This window comes from Bacteroides eggerthii, from assembly GCF_025146565.1.
Taxonomy (GTDB): Bacteria; Bacteroidota; Bacteroidia; order Bacteroidales; family Bacteroidaceae; genus Bacteroides; species Bacteroides eggerthii.
Genome location: NZ_CP102258.1, coordinates 2,051,296 through 2,076,417 on the forward strand (window position 1 = coordinate 2,051,296; position 25,122 = coordinate 2,076,417).

The 25,122-nt window shown below is 47.7% G+C and carries 22 protein-coding genes and 1 other RNA gene; 17 read left to right on the forward strand and 6 right to left on the reverse strand.

The annotated features are described in order from the left end of the window. The first annotated feature begins 1 nt into the window (after position 1). From NQ546_RS08335 to NQ546_RS08360, 6 genes are all read left to right on the forward strand, one after another. The gene (locus NQ546_RS08335; RefSeq protein WP_004289668.1) at positions 2-1,255 is read left to right on the forward strand and encodes a sigma-54 interaction domain-containing protein; all 1,254 of its coding nucleotides are present in this window, start codon (positions 2-4) and stop codon (positions 1,253-1,255) included. After that, positions 1,242-1,766 carry an LptE family protein gene (locus NQ546_RS08340; RefSeq protein WP_004289669.1) on the forward strand — a complete coding sequence of 175 codons (525 nt, stop codon included), beginning with the start codon at positions 1,242-1,244 and terminating at the stop codon, positions 1,764-1,766. Before NQ546_RS08335 ends, NQ546_RS08340 begins: the two co-directional genes overlap by 14 nt. Positions 1,767-1,773: 7 nt before the next feature. Further along, positions 1,774-2,652, forward strand: a complete 879-nt coding sequence (locus tag NQ546_RS08345) for a hypothetical protein (RefSeq protein ID WP_004289670.1) — start codon at positions 1,774-1,776, stop codon at positions 2,650-2,652. A 4-nt stretch (positions 2,653-2,656) separates the two neighbouring features. Beyond that, positions 2,657-3,019 carry a preprotein translocase subunit SecG gene (secG, locus tag NQ546_RS08350; protein ID WP_004289671.1) on the forward strand — a complete coding sequence of 121 codons (363 nt, stop codon included), beginning with the start codon at positions 2,657-2,659 and terminating at the stop codon, positions 3,017-3,019. 189 nt (positions 3,020-3,208) lie between these two features. Then, positions 3,209-4,873, forward strand: coding sequence for an MFS transporter (locus NQ546_RS08355; RefSeq protein ID WP_004289672.1), 1,665 nt, complete (start codon positions 3,209-3,211; stop codon positions 4,871-4,873). Between the two features lie 10 nt (positions 4,874-4,883). After that, positions 4,884-5,228: a PqqD family protein gene (locus NQ546_RS08360; RefSeq protein WP_004289673.1), complete on the forward strand. Its 345-nt coding sequence runs from the start codon at positions 4,884-4,886 to the stop codon at positions 5,226-5,228. Here the strand turns inward: NQ546_RS08360 and NQ546_RS08365 are convergent. Next, a complete protein-coding gene (locus tag NQ546_RS08365; protein WP_004289674.1) occupies positions 5,225-6,277 on the reverse strand; it encodes a DUF4831 family protein in 1,053 nt (350 codons plus the stop codon). The genes NQ546_RS08360 and NQ546_RS08365 overlap by 4 nt on opposite strands. Before the next feature lie 321 nt (positions 6,278-6,598). On the opposite strand from NQ546_RS08365, the gene ssrA reads away from it, so the two are divergent. Further along, positions 6,599-6,995: a transfer-messenger RNA gene (gene ssrA, locus NQ546_RS08370) on the forward strand. 140 nt (positions 6,996-7,135) lie between these two features. Beyond that, positions 7,136-8,152, forward strand: a complete 1,017-nt coding sequence (locus NQ546_RS08375) for a LacI family DNA-binding transcriptional regulator (protein ID WP_004289675.1) — start codon at positions 7,136-7,138, stop codon at positions 8,150-8,152. Between the two features lie 5 nt (positions 8,153-8,157). Here the strand turns inward: NQ546_RS08375 and NQ546_RS08380 are convergent, their stop codons facing one another. Both NQ546_RS08380 and NQ546_RS08385 read right to left on the reverse strand, forming a co-directional pair. Continuing rightward, positions 8,158-8,592, reverse strand: coding sequence for a Fur family transcriptional regulator (locus NQ546_RS08380; protein ID WP_004289676.1), 435 nt, complete (start codon positions 8,590-8,592; stop codon positions 8,158-8,160). An 18-nt stretch (positions 8,593-8,610) separates the two neighbouring features. Next, positions 8,611-10,566, reverse strand: a complete 1,956-nt coding sequence (locus NQ546_RS08385) for a heavy metal translocating P-type ATPase (RefSeq protein ID WP_039953137.1) — start codon at positions 10,564-10,566, stop codon at positions 8,611-8,613. A 219-nt stretch (positions 10,567-10,785) separates the two neighbouring features. On the opposite strand from NQ546_RS08385, the gene NQ546_RS08390 reads away from it, so the two are divergent. From NQ546_RS08390 to NQ546_RS08410, 5 genes are all read left to right on the forward strand, one after another. Then, entirely contained in the window at positions 10,786-11,814 is a 1,029-nt protein-coding gene (locus NQ546_RS08390; RefSeq protein WP_039953215.1) for a L,D-transpeptidase, read from the forward strand. An 84-nt stretch (positions 11,815-11,898) separates the two neighbouring features. Then, entirely contained in the window at positions 11,899-12,606 is a 708-nt protein-coding gene (locus NQ546_RS08395) for a murein L,D-transpeptidase catalytic domain family protein (RefSeq protein ID WP_004289679.1), read from the forward strand. A 611-nt stretch (positions 12,607-13,217) separates the two neighbouring features. After that, positions 13,218-14,327, forward strand: a complete 1,110-nt coding sequence (locus tag NQ546_RS08400) for a DUF4136 domain-containing protein (protein ID WP_259812423.1) — start codon at positions 13,218-13,220, stop codon at positions 14,325-14,327. Between the two features lie 71 nt (positions 14,328-14,398). Then, on the forward strand, positions 14,399-15,496 hold the full coding sequence (gene dinB / locus NQ546_RS08405) for a DNA polymerase IV (protein ID WP_004289681.1): 1,098 nt from the start codon (positions 14,399-14,401) through the stop codon (positions 15,494-15,496). A gap of 47 nt (positions 15,497-15,543) precedes the next feature. Next, positions 15,544-15,918, forward strand: a complete 375-nt coding sequence (locus NQ546_RS08410) for a YccF domain-containing protein (RefSeq protein ID WP_004289682.1) — start codon at positions 15,544-15,546, stop codon at positions 15,916-15,918. A 95-nt stretch (positions 15,919-16,013) separates the two neighbouring features. Here the strand turns inward: NQ546_RS08410 and NQ546_RS08415 are convergent, their stop codons facing one another. Beyond that, the gene (locus NQ546_RS08415) at positions 16,014-16,154 is read right to left on the reverse strand and encodes a hypothetical protein (RefSeq protein WP_021939747.1); all 141 of its coding nucleotides are present in this window, start codon (positions 16,152-16,154) and stop codon (positions 16,014-16,016) included. A 205-nt stretch (positions 16,155-16,359) separates the two neighbouring features. Here NQ546_RS08415 and NQ546_RS08420 point away from each other — a divergent pair, with 205 nt between their 5' ends. The 4 genes from NQ546_RS08420 (at position 16,360) to NQ546_RS08435 (ending at position 22,629) form a co-directional block, all read left to right on the forward strand. Continuing rightward, the gene (locus NQ546_RS08420; protein WP_004289684.1) at positions 16,360-17,259 is read left to right on the forward strand and encodes a LytTR family DNA-binding domain-containing protein; all 900 of its coding nucleotides are present in this window, start codon (positions 16,360-16,362) and stop codon (positions 17,257-17,259) included. Between the two features lie 157 nt (positions 17,260-17,416). After that, positions 17,417-19,342 carry a TonB-dependent receptor plug domain-containing protein gene (locus tag NQ546_RS08425; protein WP_004289686.1) on the forward strand — a complete coding sequence of 642 codons (1,926 nt, stop codon included), beginning with the start codon at positions 17,417-17,419 and terminating at the stop codon, positions 19,340-19,342. Between the two features lie 50 nt (positions 19,343-19,392). After that, positions 19,393-19,806 carry a DUF2141 domain-containing protein gene (locus NQ546_RS08430; protein ID WP_004289687.1) on the forward strand — a complete coding sequence of 138 codons (414 nt, stop codon included), beginning with the start codon at positions 19,393-19,395 and terminating at the stop codon, positions 19,804-19,806. Positions 19,807-19,929: 123 nt separating this feature from the next. Beyond that, the gene (locus tag NQ546_RS08435) at positions 19,930-22,629 is read left to right on the forward strand and encodes a transglutaminase-like domain-containing protein (protein WP_004289688.1); all 2,700 of its coding nucleotides are present in this window, start codon (positions 19,930-19,932) and stop codon (positions 22,627-22,629) included. A 33-nt stretch (positions 22,630-22,662) separates the two neighbouring features. Here NQ546_RS08435 and NQ546_RS08440 read toward each other — a convergent pair whose 3' ends face one another. Together NQ546_RS08440 and rny are read right to left on the reverse strand one after the other, a co-directional pair. Further along, positions 22,663-23,412: a copper homeostasis protein CutC gene (locus NQ546_RS08440; RefSeq protein WP_039953138.1), complete on the reverse strand. Its 750-nt coding sequence runs from the start codon at positions 23,410-23,412 to the stop codon at positions 22,663-22,665. Positions 23,413-23,548: 136 nt separating this feature from the next. Continuing rightward, positions 23,549-25,093, reverse strand: a complete 1,545-nt coding sequence (gene rny / locus NQ546_RS08445; protein ID WP_004294189.1) for a ribonuclease Y — start codon at positions 25,091-25,093, stop codon at positions 23,549-23,551. Positions 25,094-25,122: the final 29 nt, after the last annotated feature.

Consider the following 25,122-nt stretch of genomic DNA (forward strand, 5'->3'; position numbering starts at 1 on the left):
TATGACGAAAGCGGAAATACAACAAGTAAAATTACGTTTTGGCATCATTGGTAATAACGAGGCACTGATGCGTGCCATTGATATTGCCATTCAAGTAGCTCCTACCGATCTGTCGGTGCTGATTACCGGAGAGAGTGGTGTGGGTAAGGAGAGTTTTCCGCAGATTATCCACCAGTACAGCCGGAGGAAGCATGGGCAATACATCGCCGTAAACTGTGGCGCTATTCCTGAAGGAACGATCGATTCGGAACTTTTCGGTCACGAGAAAGGCGCTTTTACCGGTGCTATCGGTGAACGGAAAGGTTACTTTGGAGAAGCGGACGGCGGAACGATTTTCCTTGATGAGGTAGGGGAGCTCCCTATGTCTACACAGGCGCGTCTGCTTCGTGTGCTCGAAACGGGCGAGTTCATCAAGGTGGGTTCCTCTAAGGTGGAGAAGACGAACGTGCGTATTGTGGCTGCCACTAATGTGAATTTTACACAGGCGATTGCCGACGGACGTTTCCGCGAAGACTTGTATTACCGTCTTAATACTGTACCTATTCAGGTCCCGGCCCTGCGTGAACGTGGAGAGGATGTGGTGTTGCTGTTCCGCAAGTTTGCATCGGACTTTGCCGAGAAATACCGTATGCCTGCCATTCAGTTGACCGAGGATGCCAAACAGGTATTACTGGCATATGCATGGCCCGGTAACGTACGCCAACTGAAGAATATAACGGAGCAGATTTCTATCATTGAAACGAATCGAGAGATCAATGCTTCTATTTTGAAGAATTATTTGCCCGAACAGAGCAATTCGCAGCGTCTGCCCGCCCTGTTAGGCGCAAAGAACGAGGGAAAGAGTTTTGAGAGTGAACGCGAAATACTGTATCAGGTGCTTTTTGACATGCGTCAGGACGTTACCGAGTTGAAGAAACTGGTACACGAGATCATGACTGAACGCGCATCGGTGGGGAATCAGGCTGTAACGCCTGCCGCCTATTATACGCCTGCACCTGCCGTAGTGACCTCTGTGCCTGCCGCCGGAGTGCCCACCATAATACACCCATCCGTAAAGTCTGCTCCTGAAATGGATGATGATATTCAAGATACGGAGGAGTACGTGGAGGAATCCCTCTCGCTGGACGAAGTGGAGAAGGAGATGATACGTAAGGCGCTTGAAAGGCATCATGGAAAACGCAAAAGTGCGGCTAAGGATCTGAACATATCAGAACGCACGCTATACAGAAAGATAAAAGAATATGGATTGGATTAAGAAAATAACACTGGCGGCAGCGTTAGTGGGCTTGGTGTGCGTGGTGTATTCCTGCCGCATCTCCATGGGACTTGCCCCGATCAGCTCTATTGATTATAGCAAAGTAAAGACTATCACGATTGCCGAATTTCCTAATCGTGCGGAATATGTGTATGCTCCCATGACTACGGAGTTCAACCAGAAACTCAAGGATATGTTTATCCAGCAGACCCGTCTGCAACTGGTGAACGCCAACGGCGATTTGGAAATAGACGGTGAGATAACAGGCTATAACCAGTATAACGAAGCTGTTGCCGCCGACGGCTTTTCTTCTAAAGTGAAGCTGACCATGACCGTTAATGTGCGCTATGTGAACAACACCAACCATGAGGAAGACTTTGAACAACAGTTCTCCGCTTTCCAGACTTACGACTCATCCTTGTTGCTGACAGATGTGCAGGATGACTTGATAAGCAAGATGATAAAAGATATCACAGAACAAATATTTAACTCAACCGTAGCTAACTGGTAACCGAGGAATGACTTCTGCCTATTTGCAACAATGGATACAACATCCTGAAATGTTGAATAAGGACACTCTGTACGAGCTTCGTACGTTAGTGGCCCGGTATCCTTATTTCCAGTCACTCCGGTTGTTATATCTGAAGAACCTCTACCTGCTGCATGACATCACGTTTGGTGCGGAATTGCGTAAGGCTGTGCTGTATGTGGCGGACAGGCGTGTTTTGTTCTACCTGATAGAAGGCGACCGCTACACGCTGAAATCCCGAAAACCGTCTTTGCTTTCTTCCAAAGTGCTGGAAGAAGAGCCTAGTGTGGACCGTACGCTTTCTTTAATAGATGCTTTCTTGGCAACCATTCCTGAAGAACATTCTCAGGTTACGGAGTTGGACTATACAATGGACTACACCACTTACTTGTTGCAAGATGACGGGCAGTCGGATTCCGCACCGGACGACGGGCAGGAAGCGCCTAAACTGCGCGGGCATGAGCTGATAGACGGGTTCATCCGTAAGAGCGAATCGACAGAGTTGTCTGTGTTTGAGAGACCGGTGTATCTTGCGGAAGACTCCGGAGCTCCGGAAGAAGAAGACAGCTCTTTTGAAGAGGAGGAAACATCTTTCGAGGAAGAAGAGGAGGCTTCAATGTCTCTGCCGAAGCATGAAACGCCTCTTCCCGATGGAGACGGTGTCTATGAGGAACAGGCTGTGCAAGACGGTATGGACGATAGCTGTTTCACAGAAACTTTGGCTAAAATCTACGTAAAACAACGCAGATATGATAAAGCACTTGAAATTATTAAAAAATTAAGTTTGAATTATCCAAAAAAAAATGCTTACTTTGCAGACCAAATAAGATTTTTAGAGAAATTGATTATTAACGCTAAATCAAAATAACAAAATGTACTTATTATTAGTTATCTTAATGGTGATTGCATCCTTACTGATGTGCTTCATTGTGTTGATTCAGAATTCCAAAGGCGGTGGTCTGGCTTCGGGTTTCTCATCATCCAATCAAATCATGGGTGTACGCAAAACTACTGACTTTCTGGAAAAGGCAACATGGGGCCTCGCTGTGTTTTTGGTGGTGATGAGTGTTGCTTCTGCTTACGTCATTCCTTCTGCTTCTCATAAGGGCGGTGATGTAATTCTGGAACAGGCACAACAGGAAGAAAAAACAAATCCGTACAATATGCCCGTAGGTACGGCTGCTCCGCAAGCTGAAACTCCTGCTCCGGCAGTTGGCGATTCTGCAGCAAACTGATATTCGAGAAATACTGTAATTTCTTGACAGGCGGAATTGTACAATAAATATTGTGCAATTCTGCCTGTCTTTATTTTGGTGCCTGTTTTAAATTTTAAGGAGAAAGTTTAAGCACCCCCTGATATTTGGTTACTTTTGTAACCGGGTATTATCCGTTTGAAACTATAAACCATATTATAATATATTGTAATGACAACTACTGACAAAATTCACCAGACGCTACGCGACTCGGCAGGTATGCGCTGGTTGGTGTTACTGCTTTTAGCATTCGCCATGTTCTGTTCATATATCTTTATGGACATTCTTTCACCTATTAAAGACCTGATGCAGTCTACACGTGGCTGGGACTCAACTGCATTCGGTACGATGCAGGGTTCGGAGACGTTTCTGAATGTATTTGTGTTCTTCCTCATTTTCGCGGGTATTATCCTCGACAAAATGGGAGTGCGCTTCACTGCAATCCTTTCCGGGGCTGTGATGCTTGTCGGCGCCACCATTAACTGGTATGCGGTGACGGATGCTTTTCAGGGAAGCGGGCTTCAAACCTGGTTCACTAACAACCTGAACTATATTCCCGGTTTCGACGAATTGGGCATCTCTCCGTTTTATAGAGGCATGCCGGCATCGGCTAAGTTTGCGGCAATAGGTTTCATGATTTTTGGTTGTGGAGTCGAAATGGCAGGTATTACGGTGTCTCGCGGTATTGTCAAGTGGTTCAAAGGTCGTGAAATGGCTCTTGCCATGGGATCGGAAATGGCTCTTGCCCGTCTGGGAGTTGCTACTTGCATGATTTTCTCTCCGGTATTTGCTAAATTAGGGGGCGTTATCGACGTTTCCCGTTCGGTGGCGTTCGGCGTAGTTCTGCTGCTTATCGCACTTATCATGTTTATTGTTTACTTCTTCATGGATAGAAAGCTCGATGCGCAGACCGGTGAGGCTGAGGAGAAGGACGATCCGTTCAAGATCAGCGACCTCGGTACCATCCTTTCGAGCAGTGGTTTCTGGCTGGTGGCGCTCCTTTGTGTACTCTATTACTCCGCCATATTCCCGTTTCAAAAGTATGCTGTGAACATGCTGCAATGCAATCTGGTGTTCAATGAAGTACCTTCCGATTCTTTTTGGGCTACCAATACGGTGACGGTTCTCCAGTATTGCATTATGCTTGTTGTGGCAGGTGCTTCTTTTGCAAGTAACTTTATGAAGAAAGCGGGCATGAAATATGGTTTGCTCACTGTTGCCGGTGTCCTGCTGGCTGTTTTCTGCTATATGGGTTATATGCGCCAAAGTGCGGAAACTGTATTTGCCGTATTCCCTTTGCTTGCTGTGGGCATCACTCCGATACTTGGCAACTATGTCGACCATAAAGGCAAGGCGGCTTCGATGCTGATGGTCGGTTCCATGCTGCTTGTACTGTGTCACCTCACTTTCGCCTTTGTACTTCCGGAGTTCAGGGATAATGCGATCGGAGGTATCATCGTGGCCTATCTTACCATATTGGTGCTTGGGGCAAGTTTCTCATTGGTTCCTGCTTCTTTGTGGCCCAGTGTTCCGAAGCTGGTCGACGCCAAAATCATAGGTAGTGCCTATGCGCTCATCTTCTGGGTTCAGAATATAGGTCTTTGGCTCTTTCCGCTTCTCATCGGAAAGGTGCTCGACAAGACTAATACGCAGCTTGTGGCTGATTTGAAAAACGGAGTGATCACTCCGGAAGAGGCTGCCGTTTCGTACGATTACACCGCACCGCTTGTGATGCTGGCTTGCCTTGGCATTGCCGCTTTGGTGCTGGGATTTATCCTTAAGATTGTTGACAAGAAGAAAGGGCTTGGTTTGGAAGAGCCCAATATTAAGGCTTGATAACGGCAATATGTCAGATACGAAAGAAAAAGTAAATCTGCTGGATGTCGTTCCCGTTCAATGCGGGCACATTACAACCGAGTGGGAGGGAGAGTGCGCAGTGCTTTCCTTCCCCCGGTTTAAATATGAGTGGATGCGTCGTTTCCTGTTGCCGAAAGGCATGTCGGCCGATATACATGTGAAGCTGGAGAAGCATGGCACTGCTGTGTGGCGTTTGATAGACGGACAGCGGACTGTGCAGGAAATAATCTCTTTGCTTGCCGGACACTTCCGGGATGATGACAACTATCCTTTCCGCGTCACGAAATATATTATGCAGTTACAAAAGGACGGATTTATCCAGCTTTCTTTTTAATTGTTTTCCCTGTCTACTTTTATCAGCCCGCCGGTGGCTGTATCGAACAATACTTTTATCGTAGAATTTTTATTGAATAATACGGGGGCAAGGTATTCTATCGTGCCGAATTGCGTGATAGGCAGCTCACCGTCGAATACTTTCTTGTTGTTGCCGGTCAGCGTGATATGGGCACGTCCCGGAACGTTGTAGGCAATTCCGTCCACCTTCTTCTTTCCGTCGTCTTCCGGGATGGCAGGAGTTTTCATATCGGTTATGGTGATATAGTACGGTTCGCCTGCCAAGTCATCATTGGCCACTACCCCCAGCCGCTTGGAGAAGCGGAACGCTATTTCGTTGTTCATCTCTTTGGGCGTCAGGCGGATTGTAAAGGTTTGGGGTTCTTCTTTCAGAGTACCGGAGAACATCTCTGTCATGGCACGTTCCTGCATATTCAGATTGTCGAGCATGATTTTGAGTTGCGCTCCGTCCTGCGGCATATTATCTGCTTCGCCACGAAGCAATGCGTTTTTGCTTTCGCGGATGTTGTAGATTTCTTTGGCTACCAGTTCCGCCATTTTTGCTCTGGAGCTTGCCATGAGTATTTCTTCAGTCAGAAATTTGCGCGGGTCTATGGCTTCTTGCGCAGCGGCGGTGATTTTGGTTGCCGGTATCGAACGGCTGCTAAGCGGCATGTTGATGGAACGTACAATGCCGTCTTCGGTAAGTTCTATTAGCGGAGCTACGGTCTTGTCTTTCAGTTTGACAAAGTATACATTATCTTTGTCGGGCAAGCCGATTACGCGTGTTTGCAGCTTGTCGATGGTCCAGTAGATATTCGGATCGGCCGAAACATCGTTCATGCGCAGGTAGCGGTCGGCATATTTGCAGAATTCTCCGGGCATATACGTATGTTTGGTGGCTTCCACCACAATTTCGATTTCGGTTTGGGGTAGGAGGTAAGTCACTCCATAGTCCTTGCCGCGCATTATACCGGTGGTGACATCTGTTTGGGCATAGGTGCTTGCAGCTATTAAAAGTCCGGCAAGACATATCATTTTTTTCTTCATACTTCTCCGTCAGTTTATAACAATGAGTTTGAAGAACAAAGTTAGCGAAGTTCTTTGTTCCCGGAAACTCATTTACGAAAGATTAACTAATGGCAGGCTCCTAAAGCAGGCTTCCTCTTTCTTTCAGTACTACTTCCGCTATTCATGCGCGGTCATCATTCGGCGCAATACACTGGTTGCCGGAATTAATTCGGCATGTTTTTGGCGGTTTTCTTCGGATGTCGAAGATATGGAAGCTATAAATTTGCCGGGTAAAAATTAGAATACGGAAAATAATTCTTATCTTTGCCGCCACATAACTTCTGCAAGTTATAAATATCCGGGGTTGACTGGATTTGACAGCGGGCAGAAATGGTAAGTAAGCATGCAGTGCGTCGTTGATTTGCACTTAAATCTCAGTCTTCAAAATTTTATCTGGCGAAAGACAATTTGCTCTTGCTGCTTAATCGAATCATAGTAGATTAGCTTAATCCCGATACAAGGTGTTGGGACGAGACATCACTCGGAAGCTGTTGCTCCGAAGCGTTCCGGTAAAGTGGTGCAGTTACATCGGGGATAGTTCGTACTTGCCTCGGAGTGCGAATGAAACTTTAGAGGATAAGGTAACGGTTGATGGCTTTGGTTCTGCCGTTACACGAAAACTTAGGCAAAGATAAGCATGTAGAAAGCTTATGATTTCCTCGTTTGGACGAGGGTTCGATTCCCTCCAGCTCCACAGCTGCGATTAAATAGTCCTTGAATTTCAGTGATTCAGGGACTTTTCTTTTCATTAATGATTGATATTTTTATGGGATCATTCTTACGGTATTAGCAAAAAATATGCTTCCTTTGTGAAGTAAACCTAATGATAATCTGTGAATGGAACACCAAAAACACACTTCACTGAAAGATATGGCCCGGATACTTGGAGTATCTATTCCCACAGTGTCAAGAGCTTTGAAGGATAGCCCGGAAATCAGTCGTGAACTTTGTGCCAGGGCCAAGCAATTGGCGAGGGAGATGAACTATCGTCCCAATCCTTTTGCTATGAGCCTTCGGAAGAACACTCCGAGGATTATAGGGGTGGTAGTACCTGAAATCGTAACGCATTTCTTTTCTTCCATATTGAGTGGTATAGAGGATATGGCGATAGCTAATGGGTATTTTGTGATTATAGCTACTTCGCATGAGTTGTACGAACACGAGAAAAGAAATATAGAGAATCTGGTGAATATGCGTGTAGAGGGCATTATAGCGTGCCTGTCGCAGGAGACTACCGATTATCGTCATTTCACAACTCTGTCCGATATCAACATGCCGGTTGTTCTGTTTGATCGCGTCTGTTTGCCGGAACTCTTTTCCACTGTGGTGGCAGACGGGGTTCAGTCGGCTCAAAAAGCTACGCAGCATTTATTGGATAATGGAAGCAGGCGCATTGCATTCATTGGCGGGGCCAATCATCTGGACATAGTGAAACGGAGAAAGCATGGCTATTTGGAGGCGTTGCGCGAGAATAAGATACCTATTGAAAGGGAACTGGTGGTGTGCCGTAAGATTGACTATGAGGAAGGCAAGATTGCGACAGAAACATTATTGTCCCTTCCTGAGCCGCCTGATGCTATTCTTGCCATGAATGATACGTTGGCATTCGCGGCAATGGAAGTTATAAAGAGGCATGGGCTTCGTATTCCGCAAGACGTAGCTCTTATAGGATACACAGATGAGCAGCATGCTAATTATGTAGAGCCTAAGCTCTCGGCCATATCCCACCAAACCTATCTGATGGGTGAAACGGCCTGCCGTTTACTCATCGAACAGATAAGGGGAGACAAAACGATCAAGCAGGTGGTTATTCCCACTCATTTGCAAATCAGGGAAAGCAGTGTGAAAAAATAATATGATCAGCCTTTCTTGTGAGATTTTGCGGCACATTCGGGGCATAGCCCTTTCAGCACATAATTGATGCTGCTGAGGGTAAATCCCTCCGGCACTTGTACTACCGGGGTGGGGATGTTGTTGAAACAGAACGTTTTGTTGCATCCCTCACAATGAAAATGGGTATGCAGGTCGTTGACCTCGCAGGAGCAACCGGCGCTGCAGACTGCATATTTGAAAGAGCCTGTCCCGTCGTCAATGCTGTGCACAAGATGGTGGGACAGGAAAAGGGTGATGGTGCGGAAAATGGAAGATTTATCCACCGTATCCAGTATCTTTTCCAAATCGAGCAGAGAGACGGAACGTCCTGCTTTCAGCATGGCTTGCAACACCAAGATACGTATGGCGGTTGGTTGTATCTCTCTTTTGGCCAATAGGTCTAAATAATCTTTTTCTTCCATAATGTGGTCCGGCTTTTCTTATTTTACCAGTTTCTGTATTCGGATAGCATTTACTATGGCAATGAGGGCTACGCCGACATCTGCAAAGACAGCTTCCCATAGGGTTGCCAATCCGCCGGCGCCTAAGATCAGCACCGATAACTTAACCCCGAACGTCAGCAAAATGTTCTGCCAGACCACCCGGTGCGTCTGCTTGCCCACACGAATGGCGGTAGCCACTTTGGAGGGCTGGTCGGTTTGGATTACCACGTCGGCGGTTTCGATGGCGGCGTCGCTGCCTAATCCTCCCATTGCAATTCCCACGTGGCTGAGGGCAAGGACAGGAGCGTCGTTGATGCCGTCGCCAACAAAGGCTATCCGGTTATCCGCATCTTGCCGCAACTCCTCTATGTGTTCTACTTTTCCGTCGGGCAGAAGGTCGCCATAGGCTTGTGCCACTCCCAATTTCTGTGCAAAGTTAGTGACAATAGCCTGTTTGTCGCCCGATAATATCTGAATATTATTGATATTTAAGGCTTTCAGGTCTTTTATGGCTTTGTGTGCGTCTGCTTTCAGCGTGTCGGACAGCAGCAGATAGCCCGCATAAGTTGAGTTGATGGCACAGACTGCTATTGTATCGGCTATTTCGGATAGCTCTTGGGGATATTCCACTTTATATTTGGACAATAAGCGGGTGTTGCCAACGAGGACGTGCTGCCCGTCTATCATTGCTTCAAGGCCATGACCTGCGATTTCCGTAATGTCCGTTGCTGAAACAAGCGGTATCTGTCTTTGTCCGGCATAGCTTGTAATGGCTTTTGCTATGGGATGCGTACTGTTGCGTTCGGTGGAAGCGATGGCTTGTATCAGTTTTTCTTCGGATATGTCGGGGCGCGTATGGCAGGACTGTACCTCGAATGTGCCTTGGGTCAGCGTACCTGTCTTGTCGAATACCACCGTATTGATTCCGGTTATGGCATCCAGGTAGTTCCCTCCTTTGAACAGTATGCCCAAGCGGGATGCAGCGCCGATGCCTCCGAAGTATCCCAAAGGAATACTTACCACCAGAGCGCAAGGACATGAGATAACCAGGAACACAAGCGCCCGGTACAGCCAGTCGTTGAAAACGAATATGAACTGTGCATTCATCAATGAATAGAGGAAGGGCAACAGCACTATCAATAGGGCGAGCCCTGTTACAATCGGTGTATAGATACGTGCGAACTTGCGGATGAACAATTCGGCAGGCGCTTTGCGCTCGGATGCGTTCTGCACCAGCTCCAGTATGCGGGAGAGGGCGCTTTTCTCGAAGGGTTTCGTGACTTCCACCCTGACCACCTTGTCGGTGGCAATCATCCCGGCAAGCACTTCTTCACCTTTCCGGATGGTGCGCGGCACGCTTTCGCCTGTGAGGGCGGAGGTGTTGAATGAGGCGGCCTCACCCAGCATTTTCCCGTCCAGCGGAATACGTTCTCCGGTTTTCACTTCGATAATCTCGCCTACCTGTACGTTGCGGGGCGATTCGGTAACGGCTGCGTTGTCTCTGATGACTGTCGCTGTCTCCGGACGGACATCCAGCAGTGCGCCGATGTTCCGCTTTGCCCTGCTGACAGCCTTGTTTTGGAATAGCTCTCCCAGTGAGTAGAACAGCATTACGGCTACTCCTTCCGGATATTCCCTAATGTAGAAAGCTCCTAAAGTGGCGACGGACATCAGTGTGAACTCACTGAAAATGTCCTTTTGCAGAATACTTTCCCAAGCCTCTTTCAGGACGGGCAAGCCTACGGGCAGGTATGCCAGTGAGTACCAGACAAAGGTAACGGTTCCGTTCTTGAAGAATTCCGTATTTGCCATGCTCAGGGCTATTCCGCTGAAAAGAATGACGGATGAGAGCAATATTCTCCAGTATTCCTTAAAGAAGCCGGCTTTTTCCGGCATGTTCTTGGTCTGTGCATTGTCATGCGCACAGCAACATGTACAACTATGATGTGCCATACTGCTTTTTTTATTTTTAATGCAAAGATAAGGGATAGGAGATGCAACCAAGTTGCAAAGTTAGATTGATGCCGCCCAAGTGTGGGTTTATATGCTCCTGCCGGGCAACAATTATAGGATATCAATCGTTGTTGAGTTAAGAAAAAAATTATATCTTTGTTCGTAGAATTAGGTATTCATGAAGATTTTGAACCCGATTACGAACTTAAATTTATCTTTATGAAACGATTCTTCCTTTTTTCCGCTTTGGCTGTATGCTTGGCGTTGGCAGGATGTAATGAACGTCAGGAACATTCCTTATCTTCTGTTGCACAGATGCCTGTATCTGCCGACACCGTTGTGCCCGTAGTGGAAGTCCCCCGAAAAGAGAAGCTGCTGACGGCGGACGATGTGACGCTTACCAAAGATTTGCTTTATGACACTTATACGCTGGAAGACACCTATCCGTATAAGGATACGGTGCGTTCCTTCAAGTGGGATGTGATTCGCAACTGTCTGGCTTATATTGAGAACATGCAACGGGACTCTGTGCAGTGGGTGGTGTTGCAGAATTATAAGAATATGAACCGGGAGGCTCCTTTGGTGCGTAATTTCGTGCGTAACACTTGCCGTCGTGTGGCAGATACGCTCGGAGTGGAGCGTTACCAATCCGTTCCTCTGTACCTGCCGGGCGATACACTGGTTCCCGAACGTTATGGCAGGGACGGGACATTGGCCTGCCTGCGGGGAATGGAGGGCAGCTTCGACCGTATCCTTCCCATTACTTTGGAAGATGAATGGCTGGTTCCCCACCGCTATCTGAAGCGGTTGGACGATAGTACCGCCTTTAATCACGTGGTGTTCGTAGACCGTCTGGACCAGAACATCACTACGCTGGAACGTGTGGACAAGGGACACTGGAAAATCCGTAGCATGAATCCCGCCACTACGGGGAGGCATGCACCGCCATATGCGCAGGAAACCCCGCTGGGCATGTATCTGCTCCAACAAAAGAAGTCGCGCATGGTCTTTCTGAAAGACGGTTCTGCGGCGACGGGAGGATATGCGCCTTATGCCAGCCGTTTCACCAATGGGGCCTACATTCATGGAGTGCCGGTGAACGTTCCGCGTACGGAGATGATTGAATATAGCTGGTCGCTGGGCACCACACCGCGCTCGCACATGTGTGTGCGCAATGCCACCTCACACGCTAAATTCATCTTCGACTGGGCGCCGGAGGAGCGTTCTTTAGTAGTTGTTATCGAATAGTACCTTCCTTTTTAACTATCTGTGTGATAGTGATGTGGATGAAAACTGCTAACTTTGTCGCCGGTATTTTTCAGGTCGATACTTATGTTGCGATTTTGCTTGTCCTTTTTACTCTTGTTTTTTCCCTGTTTCCTGTTTTTTGGAAACAGGTATTCTGCCGATGTGCCGGACCGGAAGGATGTTGCGTTGGCGGTGGAGGCTGCCGCATGTGCCCAGCTGTACCGCACCATGCAGCTGGAAGGCATAGTGGGGTGGGATGCTTTCCGCCAGGCAGTAACGGGTTATCATAAAATAGCAGGCCGCAAACGGGATGTACTGACACTGATCGATTTCTCCCGCCCGTCCACCGAGAAGCGCCTTTTTGTGTTCGACATGAAACAGCACAGGCTATTGTTCTCCTCCGTTGTGTCGCATGGGAAGAACAGCGGCGGGGTGTATGCCACTTCTTTCTCCAACGAATACGGCTCTTATAAAAGTTCCTTAGGTTTCTACCTGACGGAGACCACCTATCAGGGAAAAAACGGTTACTCCCTCATCCTCAACGGGCTGGAAAGGGGTATCAACGACCGCGCCCGCGAACGTGCCATTGTGATGCATGGAGCTGCCTATGCCGACCCTTCGGTTGTGGGCAAAGGCGGACGTCTGGGGCGCAGCTTCGGCTGTCCGGCTGTTCCGCAGAAACTCACCCGCCCCATCATCGACGCCATCAAGGGAGGAAGCGTGATGTATATCTATGCCGAAACTCCCGACTATCTGGCGCACAGTTCCGTACTTTCCGGATATCGGGCATAAAACTGCTTTTGTAAAGTGCTGAGTGACAATAGGGTCATAGTCCCACTATTTTTCATAGTGTGGGAACTATTTTCCCAATACGATTGAACCATGTTCCCAATACGACTGAACTATATTCCCAATAGGGCTGAATTGTGTTCCCAATATAGTGGAATCATATATCCTGTTTGAATCATCGGTTTGCATTATAATAATTATAAATTCTTGCATATAAAAGTTGTTTTTATATCTTTGCAATGATTTCAGGCGCTTAATGCGTTAAGGTCTGGAAGGTGTTTTTATTAGTAAAGAAAGGGCGTTAAGAATATTATCTTGTACTGAAACCTGAACAATTTCATTCTTCAAGGATAATAAACGGAGACGCTCATGTCAGAGTTATATATCTGCCCCATGCGTAGGGGGAGTTTATATATCGTTTGGCGTGGGCTATTGTTTATTATTTGAAGAAGGGCAGTTCAGGGCCTCAGTGCAGTAATATTCAATAGTTCCCACGCTACTTGTTTATAATTGCATCAGCAGGGGACGGGGTGCATTAATAATTTAATAGTATGAAGAAACATGTGTTGTTAATGATTATGGTGCTTATGTCTCTGAATGTGGTGGCGCAGGAGATGGAAGAGTTTTTCGGCTGTGATATGTACGGAATTACTAATGTGGTGCATGGAGAAAAAGAAGAGTGCTGGTACATTACTAAGGTAGAGCCTTATTCTCAGGTTGATATGGCAGGCCTTAGGGCTGGTGACCTGCTGACAAGCTCAGATACGGTTAATAATGTTTATCATGTTGGAGGAAGTAAACAACTTGTGAATGTAGGAAGCTATATGGAACTGGAGAAAGACAGCTATCTCACAGAACTGGAAGTCATGGATAAGGGAAAAACAAAGTATGGCCTTGTCGGATATAGAACATGGAATAGTAATCCTTTCATTTATAAAAATACGCAAGTTTATTCTGATCCAGAGGTTTCTTTGTATGATTACTCTACATTTGATTTTGAGTTTACAGAAAACAACGTGATCCAGCAAAAAGAGATTTCCGGAATCATAGAAAAAGAACTGAACAAAAAGAATCTAAAGCGGGATAAGGATAATCCGGACGTTCTTATCTTTATCAATTATTATTCGGATCGTCGTGAAAACTATACACCGCCTACACAAGAAATTATAACTCGTTATAAGTATGGTTATGAAATTGGTTCAGGTTGGGGACCCCGCCAATATATAGAATCACAAACACGAGGAGGGTATACCAAAGTGTTGAATCTGATGAAATTCACCATTACAATGCTTGATGCAGAGAAAGTGAGAAAAGGCTGCAAGGTAACTCCCATAATTTGGAACGCCGATTTTGAAGTTCCTGATTTCAGTGTTATCCCTCCTTTAAAACCCTTTTGTACAGATGTTGCTGAATTCATGTTTTGCCAGTTCCCGATAGTTCACCCCTATAACCAGTCTATTAGTAAAAAATGTTACTATCAGGCAGTCGGCCTTCTTTTTGAAAAAAAGAAGCCTAAAGTCATCTATCATGTTTTGAAAGGATCGCCTGCGGAAAAGGCCGGATTAAAAGCTGGAGATGAATTTGTGAAATATGGGAAAGAAAAATTCATTGACGAAGACAGCGGTAATACCAGTTTTGATATGCTCATTAAGCGCAAGAACGGTAAGAAAGAAACGATTCATTTTGATAATGTTAAAAGTTATGAGGTTTTGGATATTCAGTAGTCGGTGTCGGCTGCGGCTTTGCTGCGGATAAATAAAAATTAGTGTATCTTTGCGTCGGTAGTTAGCTGGAGATGACCGGACGGAAGATTATACATATTGATATGGACGCCTTCTACGCATCCGTAGAACAGCGCGACAATCCCGAACTGCGTGGTAAGCCGGTGGCGGTGGGACATGCGGAAGAGCGGGGCGTGGTAGCTGCTGCCAGCTATGAAGCCCGCCGGTTCGGGGTGCGTTCGGCGATGTCGTCGCAGAAGGCGAAGCGGCTGTGTCCGCAGCTGGTCTTCATTCCGGGGCGCATGGATGTGTATAAGTCGGTATCCCGTCAGATACATGAGATTTTCCATGAATATACGGATGTCATAGAACCGATCTCGTTGGATGAGGCTTTCTTGGATGTGACGGAAAACAAGCCCGGCATTCCTTTGGCTGTGGACATAGCCAAAGAAATCAAGCGGAAAGTGCGCGAGCGGCTGAGTCTGGTGGCTTCTGCCGGGGTTTCCTATAACAAGTTTCTTGCCAAAATAGCGTCCGATTATCGTAAACCGGACGGCTTATGCACTATTCATCCCGATCAGGCTTTGGAGTTTATAGCTCGTTTGCCGATAGAGAGTTTTTGGGGAGTGGGCCCGGTGACGGCAAAGAAGATGCATGTCTTGGGAATACACAATGGCGAACAGCTTCGTGCCTGTTCGCAGGCAATGCTGATGCGTGAGTTTGGGAAAGTGGGAGGTGTTTATTATGATTTTGCCAGGGGGATTGATCTTCGTCCGGTAGAGGCAGTGCGTGTCCGCAAGTCTGTCGGGTGTGAGCATACCCTGGAAAAGGACATCAACCGCCGGGCATCGGTCATTATCGAACTGTATCATGCGGCGGTGGAACTGGTGGGACGTTTGGAGCATAAGAATTTCCGGGGGAATACGCTGACGCTGAAAATCAAGTTCCATGATTTCAGTCAGATCACCCGCAGCATTACGCAATCCGGGGAGCTGACCACGCTCGATGCCATTCTTCCATTGGCAAAGCAACTGTTGAAGGAAGTGGACTACGAGCATCATCCCATCCGGCTGATAGGCCTTTCGGTCTCCAATCCTCGTGAAGAAAACGATGAAAAAGGCGTTTGGGAACAACTGAGTTTTGAATTTAGGGACTGGGAATTTGATAAATAAGCGGAAAAGAATGTTATATTTGTACCGAACATAAAAAAAATGATGCAATGGGTTGTCTAATGAATGTCTTGTGGCTGGTGTTTGGCGGCATCTTTACTGCCGTAGAGTACATGATAGCCAGTTTGTTGATGATGATTACAATCGTGGGAATTCCTTTCGGCATGCAGACCATGAAAATGGCGGGGCTTGCTTTGTGGCCTTTCGGCAAGGATGTGCGCAGTGGCGACCGTTCAAGCGGATGCCTTTACATTCTGATGAATGTATTGTGGATTTTTCTGGGAGGAATATGGATTTGCCTTTCGCATTTAGGATTCGGAATATTGCTGTGCATCACTATAATCGGTATTCCTTTCGGCATGCAGCATTTTAAGCTTGCAGCCCTGGCACTGGCTCCTTTCGGAAAGGACATCGTGACGGTGTAGGTATGCCGGCCCCGCACAGGCGGGAGAACTGTAAAAGAAGAGGGCAGGAAACTGAAAAATTTCCTGCCCTCGTTCATTTTATTTAAAGGTGTAATTTACATGGTTATGGAGGCTTGCTTTGCAAGCAGTTTTTGCAGTCTGCCGTTCAGTGTTTGGCACATAGCTCCGTTGCCCATTGCCTGATAGCGTTTGATACGGTACTGTAACATAAAAATCTCATTAGAACTCTTTTTCATAATCTTCTTCTTTTTTTGCCTTCCGCGTTTCGGAAAGCTGTTAAACATCTTTTATTGTTTTCTCTATTATCAACACTGCAAAGATACGAATTATTTATGAAAATACATGTTGTACAACATAAGAATATTCATAATAGGTCAATTATAGGGTAAAAATACGTAGTTTTGCCTCCGGTATTACAAAACGGTTACATTCGGGAGGAATATGATGAATAAATTGGTCTCACTTTTGCGAAGCCCTTATCCGGTGCTGTTTCAGCGGTGGAAATCGGTGGTTATACCTTCGGCCATTGTGGCCTTTATACTCTATGCGTTCCAGCCGTTTGGCATCTCCTTGAAAGAAGGAAGCAAGTTGGGGATAGCCATAGGGTCGGGGGGCATTACGGCGGGAGCGTCTGTCATCTGCCATTATTTGCTGCCGGCACTGTTTCCTTCTTACTATAAAGAGCAGCATTGGACGCTGGGCAAATATGTCTTGGACCTGCTTCTGCTCTTCTTTCTGATAGCGGTGGGGTTATGGCTTTATATATCGTGGCTGAGCGGCATAGGGATGAATGGCTCATTGTTCCTCTTGGTATGCACGTGGGTGATGATTCTGGCTCCTTTCCCGCTTGTCTTTTGCCTGATATGGAACCGGAATATGGTGTTGGCGCGCAATCTGAAGGAAGCGGCCGAAATAAACTCTTTCCTGTCGAGGAAGATGTCTGCGGAGGGTGACGGAAACTCTCCCGAAAAGAAAGAAGGAGACACAGGCAGGCTGGTCTTTTCCGGCGGGACAAAGGATGTGCTGGAGGTGAGCGATTGTGATTTCCTTTATGCGGAGGCCGAGGGAAATTATGTGAGGGTGGTTTTTGCTGCTGCCGGAGATGGGAAACCGGTGCGGAAGTTGCTGCGTATAACGATGAAGCAGGCGGAGGAGACCGTTGCACGTTGTCCCCTCATCATCCGTTGCCATCGTGCTTTTCTGGTCAATGTGCAGAAGGTGGTGGAAGTGTATGGAAACTCGCAGGGATGCCGCCTGAGGCTGGGAGGCTGCCGGGAGGAAGTACCCGTATCCAGAGCCTGTGTGAAGCAGGTGAAAGCCCTGATAGAAGATAGGGTGTAGGCTTTGTTATTCGTCACAGAAATACGCTGTTTGTCACAGGGCACAAGCGTTTTGTCACATATCCGGGCGGTCTGTCCCGGATATTTTTTTGCTTCTGATTCTTCATTTATGTTTGCTGCCGAAAACAAAAAAGTAGAATCAGAAATAGAAAAACGGAATGAAGCGGAAAACATTTTTTTCAGTATTGGGAGCCTTGTTGATCTTACAGTCTGCCGCAGCGCAGAAAGCGGTACTTGATACCGTATATCTCCAATTGAATCTCGACAGTGTAGGTCTGGACGAGGTGGTGGTGAAAGGCCGCAGGACACCGGTAGCCAACAGCCGCTGGAGCGATATGACTCCGGTGGATCTGGTTACGGTGGGAGGCGCCAACGGTGACCTGTACAAAGCGTTGCAGATATTGCCGGGCACGCAGGTGCAGGGCGAAACCGGGGAACTGCTGGTGAGGGGAGGTAGCAGCTACGAAACCCAGACCTACATAGACGGTATGCATGTGCTGAATCCCTATACCTCGAACGGGATAAACACTCCGGCGCGCAGCCGTTACTCCACGTTTATGTTCAGCGGTGTCAATCTGGCTTCCGGAGGCGCCCCGCTGGAGTATGGGGAGGCGCTTTCGGCGGTGCTGCCTTTGGAGACGAAAGATCACAGCGACATCAATAAGCTGGGAATGAACTTCTCCTCTGTCGGTTTGGGCGGAGGAGGTACGGGGACTTTCGACAAAGGATCTTTGTCTGTCGATTTGAATTATCAGAACCTGAAGTATTACGATAAGGTTTATTCCGGAAGGCTTGATTTCGAGAAGCCTTATCGCCTGTTTGCCGGAGCTGCCCAGTTTCGCTATGCTCCCGGCAGCGCAACGCTTTTGAAGGTCTATGCGCAATACGACCGGACGGATTTCTCTACTTACGAAGGAGGCGAGCGCCGCCTGTTCGGGCTGGGCGAGGACAATGTTTATGTCAATGCTACCTTGCGCCATCGTACAACTGCCGAATGGGACTGGTTTGCGGGAGCTGCTTTTTCCTATTATGAGGAGAAAATAAACGGTGCGGCTCTGGCGGGGGATGATTGGCTGGAACGCCAGCAGGAACTGCATCTCAAACTGAAGACCTTTAAACGCTTTTCATCCCTACTGCGTTTTGACATGGGACTTGAAAGCTATATCCGCCATTATGCAAACCACTATCTGCTGCCCGGAATCAAGGACTATAACCGCATGTCGCCTACAATCAGCGCCGGATTTTTCTCGGCAACTTATTATCCGGTGGAGCAGTTGAAGGCGGAGCTTTCTTTCCGTACGGAATATACCTCCTTGAACCGGAAAGTGAATTTCTCTCCTCGTTTGGCATTGAACTATTACTGGGGAGATGTAGTGCTGTCTGCCACTGCAGGACGTTATACGCAGTTGCCGGAGAACAACTGGCTGGCACGCCGGCATGAATTGCTCTCCGAGGTATGTGTGCAGTATAACTTAGGCGCCCAATATAGCAATGAAGGACGTCTCTACAAAGCCGAACTCTATTATAAGGATTATGCCCGGCTGGCATTGGAGGAAACCGCTGCCGATACGGGGACGGCAGTTCTGACTTCCAATGGATACGGCCATAGCAAAGGCATTGACTTGTTTTTTCGTGACCGTTCCTTGTTCAGGAATCTGGAATATCAGTTGTCTTATACCTATAATATATCCAAACGTAAATATCAGAAATACCCGGAACTGACCACTCCCCAGTATGCCACGCGCCATAATGCGGCGGCTGTGTTGAAGTACACCCTGCCGGGCCTGCACTCCATTGTCAGTCTGACGAACCGATTCAGCAGCGGACGCCCCTACCACAACCCTGCACTGCCGGGCTTGATGAATGACGAGGTAAAACCCTATAACAGCCTTGATGTGGGAATCACTTATCTGGCAAGCAAAAAAGTGATTGTCCATGCCTCCGCAACCAATATTCTGGCGCGGAAAAACGAGTTTGGAAAGATTGATAATAAAGCGGTTCTGGCATCCTCCGATCATTTTTTCTATGTGGGCGTCTACATCACTTTGGGAAAGAAAGCGGCCTACGATGTATCTAACTTCTAATTGATGATTCTAAAACAATTTGACTTATAACTCTTTAAAATGCAGTGATAATGAAAACAATGATTATTCTTTTTGTACTGGCGTGGCAAGGAGCAGCCGGACTGCTGTTTGCTCAGAAACTGACCCTCGAAGTACGTGGTTTCGAAGCGATAAAAGGACGGCTTAATGTTACCTTTTATCATTCGCAGGAAACGTTTATGAAAGAACCGCTGGCCACTTTCAGAGTAGATGTGGTGGCGCCGACTCTCTCCATTCCTTGCAAAGGGCTTCCGGCCGGTGCCTATGCCGTCGCCCTTTTTCAGGATGAGAACGGGAACGATAAGCTGGACACCACCGCCTTTGGCGCTCCTACGGAGAAATATGGTTTCAGCAATGATGCCAGAGGGGTGATGGGGCCTCCAAGCTACGATAAATGTGTTTTCTATTTTACCCAAGATACGACTTTGGTGGTGCACGTGAAGTAGGCATGCAGGAGCCTGTCGGCTTTCTCATCAAAAAAGGAGGGGAGGTGAAACTTTTATGAGGGAAATGAGGCGGACTCTGAATATAATCCCTATTTTTGTAGTCCAACCTTAATAATACATTTTATGAGACGGACTACACAACTTTTCGGCGTTTTGGGGCTGGTACTTCTCTTGGCAGCTTGCAGTGAGCCGCATTTTATGACGGATACTTCCTACCGCTGTCGGGTGGAGCAGGATTTTCTGCAAAAGCAGGCTTTGATGACGCAAGGCGGCTTTTTCTCGATATTCAACTCGGATCTGCCGGTTTACGAACGTGAGGCGCTGGAGTTTCTTTATGCCTATATGCCTCTGGCCGATATTACGGATTATCCCGGAGAGTTTCATTTGATGAATGTGCGTGCTTCCCGGCGGGCTGCCGGTGAAATGCCTTGGGGGAGGGATATTCCCGAAGATGTATTCCGGCATTTTGTTCTGCCGGTGCGTGTGAACAACGAGCATCTGGACAGCGCGCGTGTCGTCTTCTACGAGGAATTGAAAGACCGGGTGAAATCTCTTTCTTTGCAGGATGCCATTTTGGAAGTGAATCACTGGTGCCATGAGAAGGCTGTCTATAAACCTTCCGATGCCCGTACAAGCTCTCCTTTGGCAACGGTACGTACCGCCTACGGCCGTTGCGGCGAGGAGTCCACATTGCTGGTGGCGGCACTCCGTTCGGTAGGTATTCCGGCGCGGCAGGTCTATACGCCCCGTTGGGCGCATACCGATGACAACCATGCCTGGGTAGAAGCGTGGGCAGGTGGGAAGTGGTATTTTCTGGGTGCTTGCGAACCCGAACCGGTGCTTAATCTCGGTTGGTTCAATGCGCCCGCCAGCCGGGGCATGTTGATGCATACAAAAGTGTTCGGGCGCTATGAGGGAACGGAAGAGGTGATGTCTGTTACTCCCAACTACACCGAAATCAATGTGATTGATAATTATGCACCCACAGCAAAAGCCTCTGTAACCGTTGTGGATGCGGATGGAAAGCCCGTAGATAATGCCTGCGTGGAGTTCAAACTTTACAACTACGCGGAATTTTATACGGTTGCTGTCAAGCACACCGACGCCGACGGCACTTGCGGACTGACAGCCGGGAAAGGAGATATGCTGGTGTGGGCTTCCAAGGACGGACGTTTCGGGTTTGCCAAACTTTCCTTCGGCAAGCAGCAGGAACTGACGGTGTGCCTTGACAAAAAAGAGGGGGACACATTCGCCGTAGATATAGATATTGTACCGCCACCGGAAACTGCCAACCTGCCCGAAGTTACGCCGGAACAGCGTGCGGAGAACGACCGCAGGCTGGCGCAGGAGGATTCTATACGCAATGCTTATACGGCAACGTTCATGACGGAAGATGAGGCTGCCGGTTTTGTACGTTCTTTAGGCGTGAGTTTGAATGTGCATGAAGTGGAGCAGGCTGTGAAATATTTGGTGGCTTCTTGTGGCAATCACGCTGTGTTGCAGGAGTTTCTGAAACAGTCAACGACCGATAATAATACGGGACTTGCCATATCTTTGCTGGGACAGCTCTCTGCGAAAGATTTGCGGGATGTCCGCCTTGAGGTTCTGAACGATCATCTCCGGAATACTCCTGCAAAAACATCCGGTTCTTATTATTACAGCGCATTGCTCAATCCCCGTATTTCAACAGAAGAGTTGACGGCATATAAGTCTTTCTTCCGCAAAGTGCTGGATGAAAAGACTGCCGCAGCCTATCGCTCACAGCCGCAGCTGCTGGTGGAGTGGTGTATCAGGAATATTGTGCTGAATGATTCACTGAATTCGCAACGAATCCTGATGTCGCCTGAGGGAGTGTGGAAATCCGGGATAGCGGACAGGCGCTCGCGGGATATTTTCTTTGTGGCAATGGCGCGTAGCGTAGGTGTTCCTGCATGGATAGACGAAGTGACGGGAAAAGTGCATTATCAAGATTTGGCGCATCATCCGAACTTGAAGGAAGGGGCTGCATATATTGTAGATTTTGAAAAGGAACTGACGGAAATCGTTCCGCTTTTGGGGAGGGTGGGAGCCGTTTATCACCCGACAGCGGTGGTTGATAATCCTAAATATTATTCTCATTTCACATTGTCGAAGTTTGATAATGGCATGCTTCGTTTGCAGAATTACGACGAAGAGAATACAACATGGGAGACTCTGTTGAAGGTAGGGCGGCCTATGCCGGCCGGATATTATGTCATGGTCACAGGTACGCGCCTTGCAAATGGGGGAGTGCTGGCACGAATGACATCTTTGAGCGTTGCTGCGGATGAGTATGCCGAGACAAAGCTGGTCATGCGTGAGAGTAAGGACGAAATACAGGTGATTGGCAGTTTTAATTCTGAGTCTCTTTTTGCTCCATGTGATGCAGGATTCAAGGTTGACACTTTGTCCAAGCAAAGTTTATTGCAGGTATGCGGACGTGGCTATTTTGTAGTCGGGATATTGGGTGTCAATCAAGAACCGACGAACCATGCATTGAGGGATATTGCTGCCTTGAAGGATGATTTGGAGAGGTGGGGACGTAAGCTGGTTTTGCTTTTCCCGGATGAGGCCCGGTGCAAGAAATTCCGTCCGGAAGAGTTTCCGGGGTTGCCGTCTACCGTTATTTATGGTGTGGACACAGATGGCATTTCTGCCCGGATAGCAGAGGATATGAAGTTCAGGCATAAGGAAACACTGCCGGTTTTCATCATTGCAGATACATTCAACCGGGTAGTCTTTGTGTCGCAAGGCTATACAATCGGTCTGGGAGAACAACTGATGAAGACGGTGAAAGGGCTGTGATTGGTGAGATGCGATATCAGGTCGCAATGCTGATTACGAAAGTATGGCGGCGATTGTGGCTTTCACTCTTTCTTTGGTTGTCACGTTCCGTTCAAATTCATTGATTTGTACGGTTGAGCCCATGGGAACCTGCTCTTTGCGGTATTGCATACGGCTTGCTATGGTTTCTCTTGCCGAAAAATGGAATTCGTGGATGCCGGTCTCATTGGCGATGTGTGCAATGTTGGTTTCATTCACCCCGCAGCCTGCAAGTAGAGTGATGCGCCCTGCGGCTTGCTGTTGGAGCTCTTTCAGTAAAGGAATGCCTAGCTCGGCAGTAGGTTGCTGCCCGGAGGTCAGGATACGGTCGCATCCGAGACTGATGATTTCTTCCAGTGCTTTTTGGGGATTGCAGCAGACATCGAAAGCCCGGTGGAAAGTTACCGACATGCCCTGAGCTGCTTCCATAAGTTGTTTCATCAGAGGAATGTCAACTTCTCCGTCCGGAGTAAGGCATCCCAGCACAATACCGTCTGCCTCTAAGCGGCGGGCATTGTCAATATCCTTTAGCATGATGCGTTGCTCGATAGGAGAGTACAGGAAATCACCGCCGCGAGGGCGGATAATGACGTGCAGCCTGGTGTTTTGCAAAACTTCTCTTGCTATGACAATGTCGCCATAAGAAGGAGTGGTTCCCCCTTCGGGTATCCCGGCACACAATTCTACCCGGTCGGCACCACCCGCCTGGGCGGCCATACAGCTCTCTACGGAGTTTGCACAGACTTCAAATAAATATTCCCTCATAGCTTTTATCTTTGTTTTGTATCCGCAAAAATAAGAAAACTCTGCGAACTCCGGAAGCAGATGAATTTAAAAAAGAAGGAGCGTCGGATTTGATACCGGCGCTCCTTTTATCGTTTCAATATTTGTTTTCTCTTATTTACTTGGCATAGCTCACTGCACGTGTTTCACGAATAACGGTAATCTTCACCTGTCCCGGATAAGTCATTTCATCCTGTATCTTCTTGGCAATTTCGCCGGAAAGGTTTTCTGTTGCCTTATCGTCAATCTTGTCTGCACCGACGATTACGCGCAATTCGCGTCCTGCCTGGATGGCATAGGTCTTTGTTACGCCCGGATAGGACATTGCCAATTGTTCAAGGTCGTTCAAACGTTTGATGTAAGCCTCTACTATTTCGCGGCGTGCTCCCGGACGTGCACCGGAGATAGCATCGCAGACCTGTACGATAGGAGCCAGCAGGCTGGTCATTTCCACTTCGTCGTGGTGAGCGCCGATAGCATTGCAGATATCCGGCTTTTCTTTGAATTTCTCTGCCAGTTTCATACCGTAGAGTGCATGTGGCAATTCCGGTTCCTCATCAGGCACCTTACCAATGTCATGCAGCAATCCGGCACGTTTTGCCTTCTTGGGATTCAATCCTAATTCGGATGCCATTACAGCACATAAGTTGGCTGTTTCGCGGGCGTGCTGTAACAGGTTCTGACCGTAAGAAGAACGGTATTTCATCTTACCGATGATACGGATTAGCTCAGGATGCAGGCCATGAATACCTAAGTCTATGGTAGTACGCTTACCGGTTTCGATTATTTCCTCTTCCACCTGCTTGCGCACTTTGGCCACTACTTCCTCGATGCGTGCCGGGTGGATGCGTCCGTCCGTTACCAGCTGGTGCAATGCCAAACGGGCAATCTCACGACGAACCGGGTCGAATGCCGACAATACGATAGCTTCCGGAGTATCATCCACAACGATTTCCACGCCGGTGGCTGCTTCCAGTGCACGTATGTTACGCCCTTCACGACCGATGATGCGTCCTTTGATTTCATCCGATTCGATATGGAATACAGTAACGGAATTTTCGATAGCCGTTTCTGTTGCTACGCGCTGAATGGATTGTATAACGATGCGTTTGGCTTCTTTGCTCGCTGTCAGCTTGGCATCGTCCATGATGTCGTTGATGTAGGATTGCGCCTGTGTCTTGGCTTCTTCCTTCAAGGACTCTACCATACGTTCTTTGGCTTCTTCGGCGGAAAGGCCGGAAATAGCTTCCAGTTTCTCGATTTCCTGGCGCTGCATGTGTTCCAGTTCCTCTTTCTTCTTGTCGACGATAACCAATTGGGCTTCCAAATTCTCTTTCACCGCTTCGGCTTCCACTTTCTTGCGTTGAATTTCTTCCTGACGCTGGTTCAGCACCAGTTCGCGTTGTTTCAACTTGTTTTCTGCCTGCTGTATCTTTTGATTACGAAGTGATACCTCTTTCTCTAAATCCGCTTTCTTGTTCAGGAACTTTTCCTTTACTTCCAGTAACTTATTCTTTTTAATCACTTCCGCTTCTGTTTCGGCTTCTTTGAGGATTTTGTCGTATTTGGACTTCAACCCATGCTTGAAGAACATGTACGAAGCAAATCCGCCGACAATGAAACAGGCAATGGATACTACTATTGTAACTACTGTTTCTGACATTTTATTAATTTGTTTTAAGTATATAAATA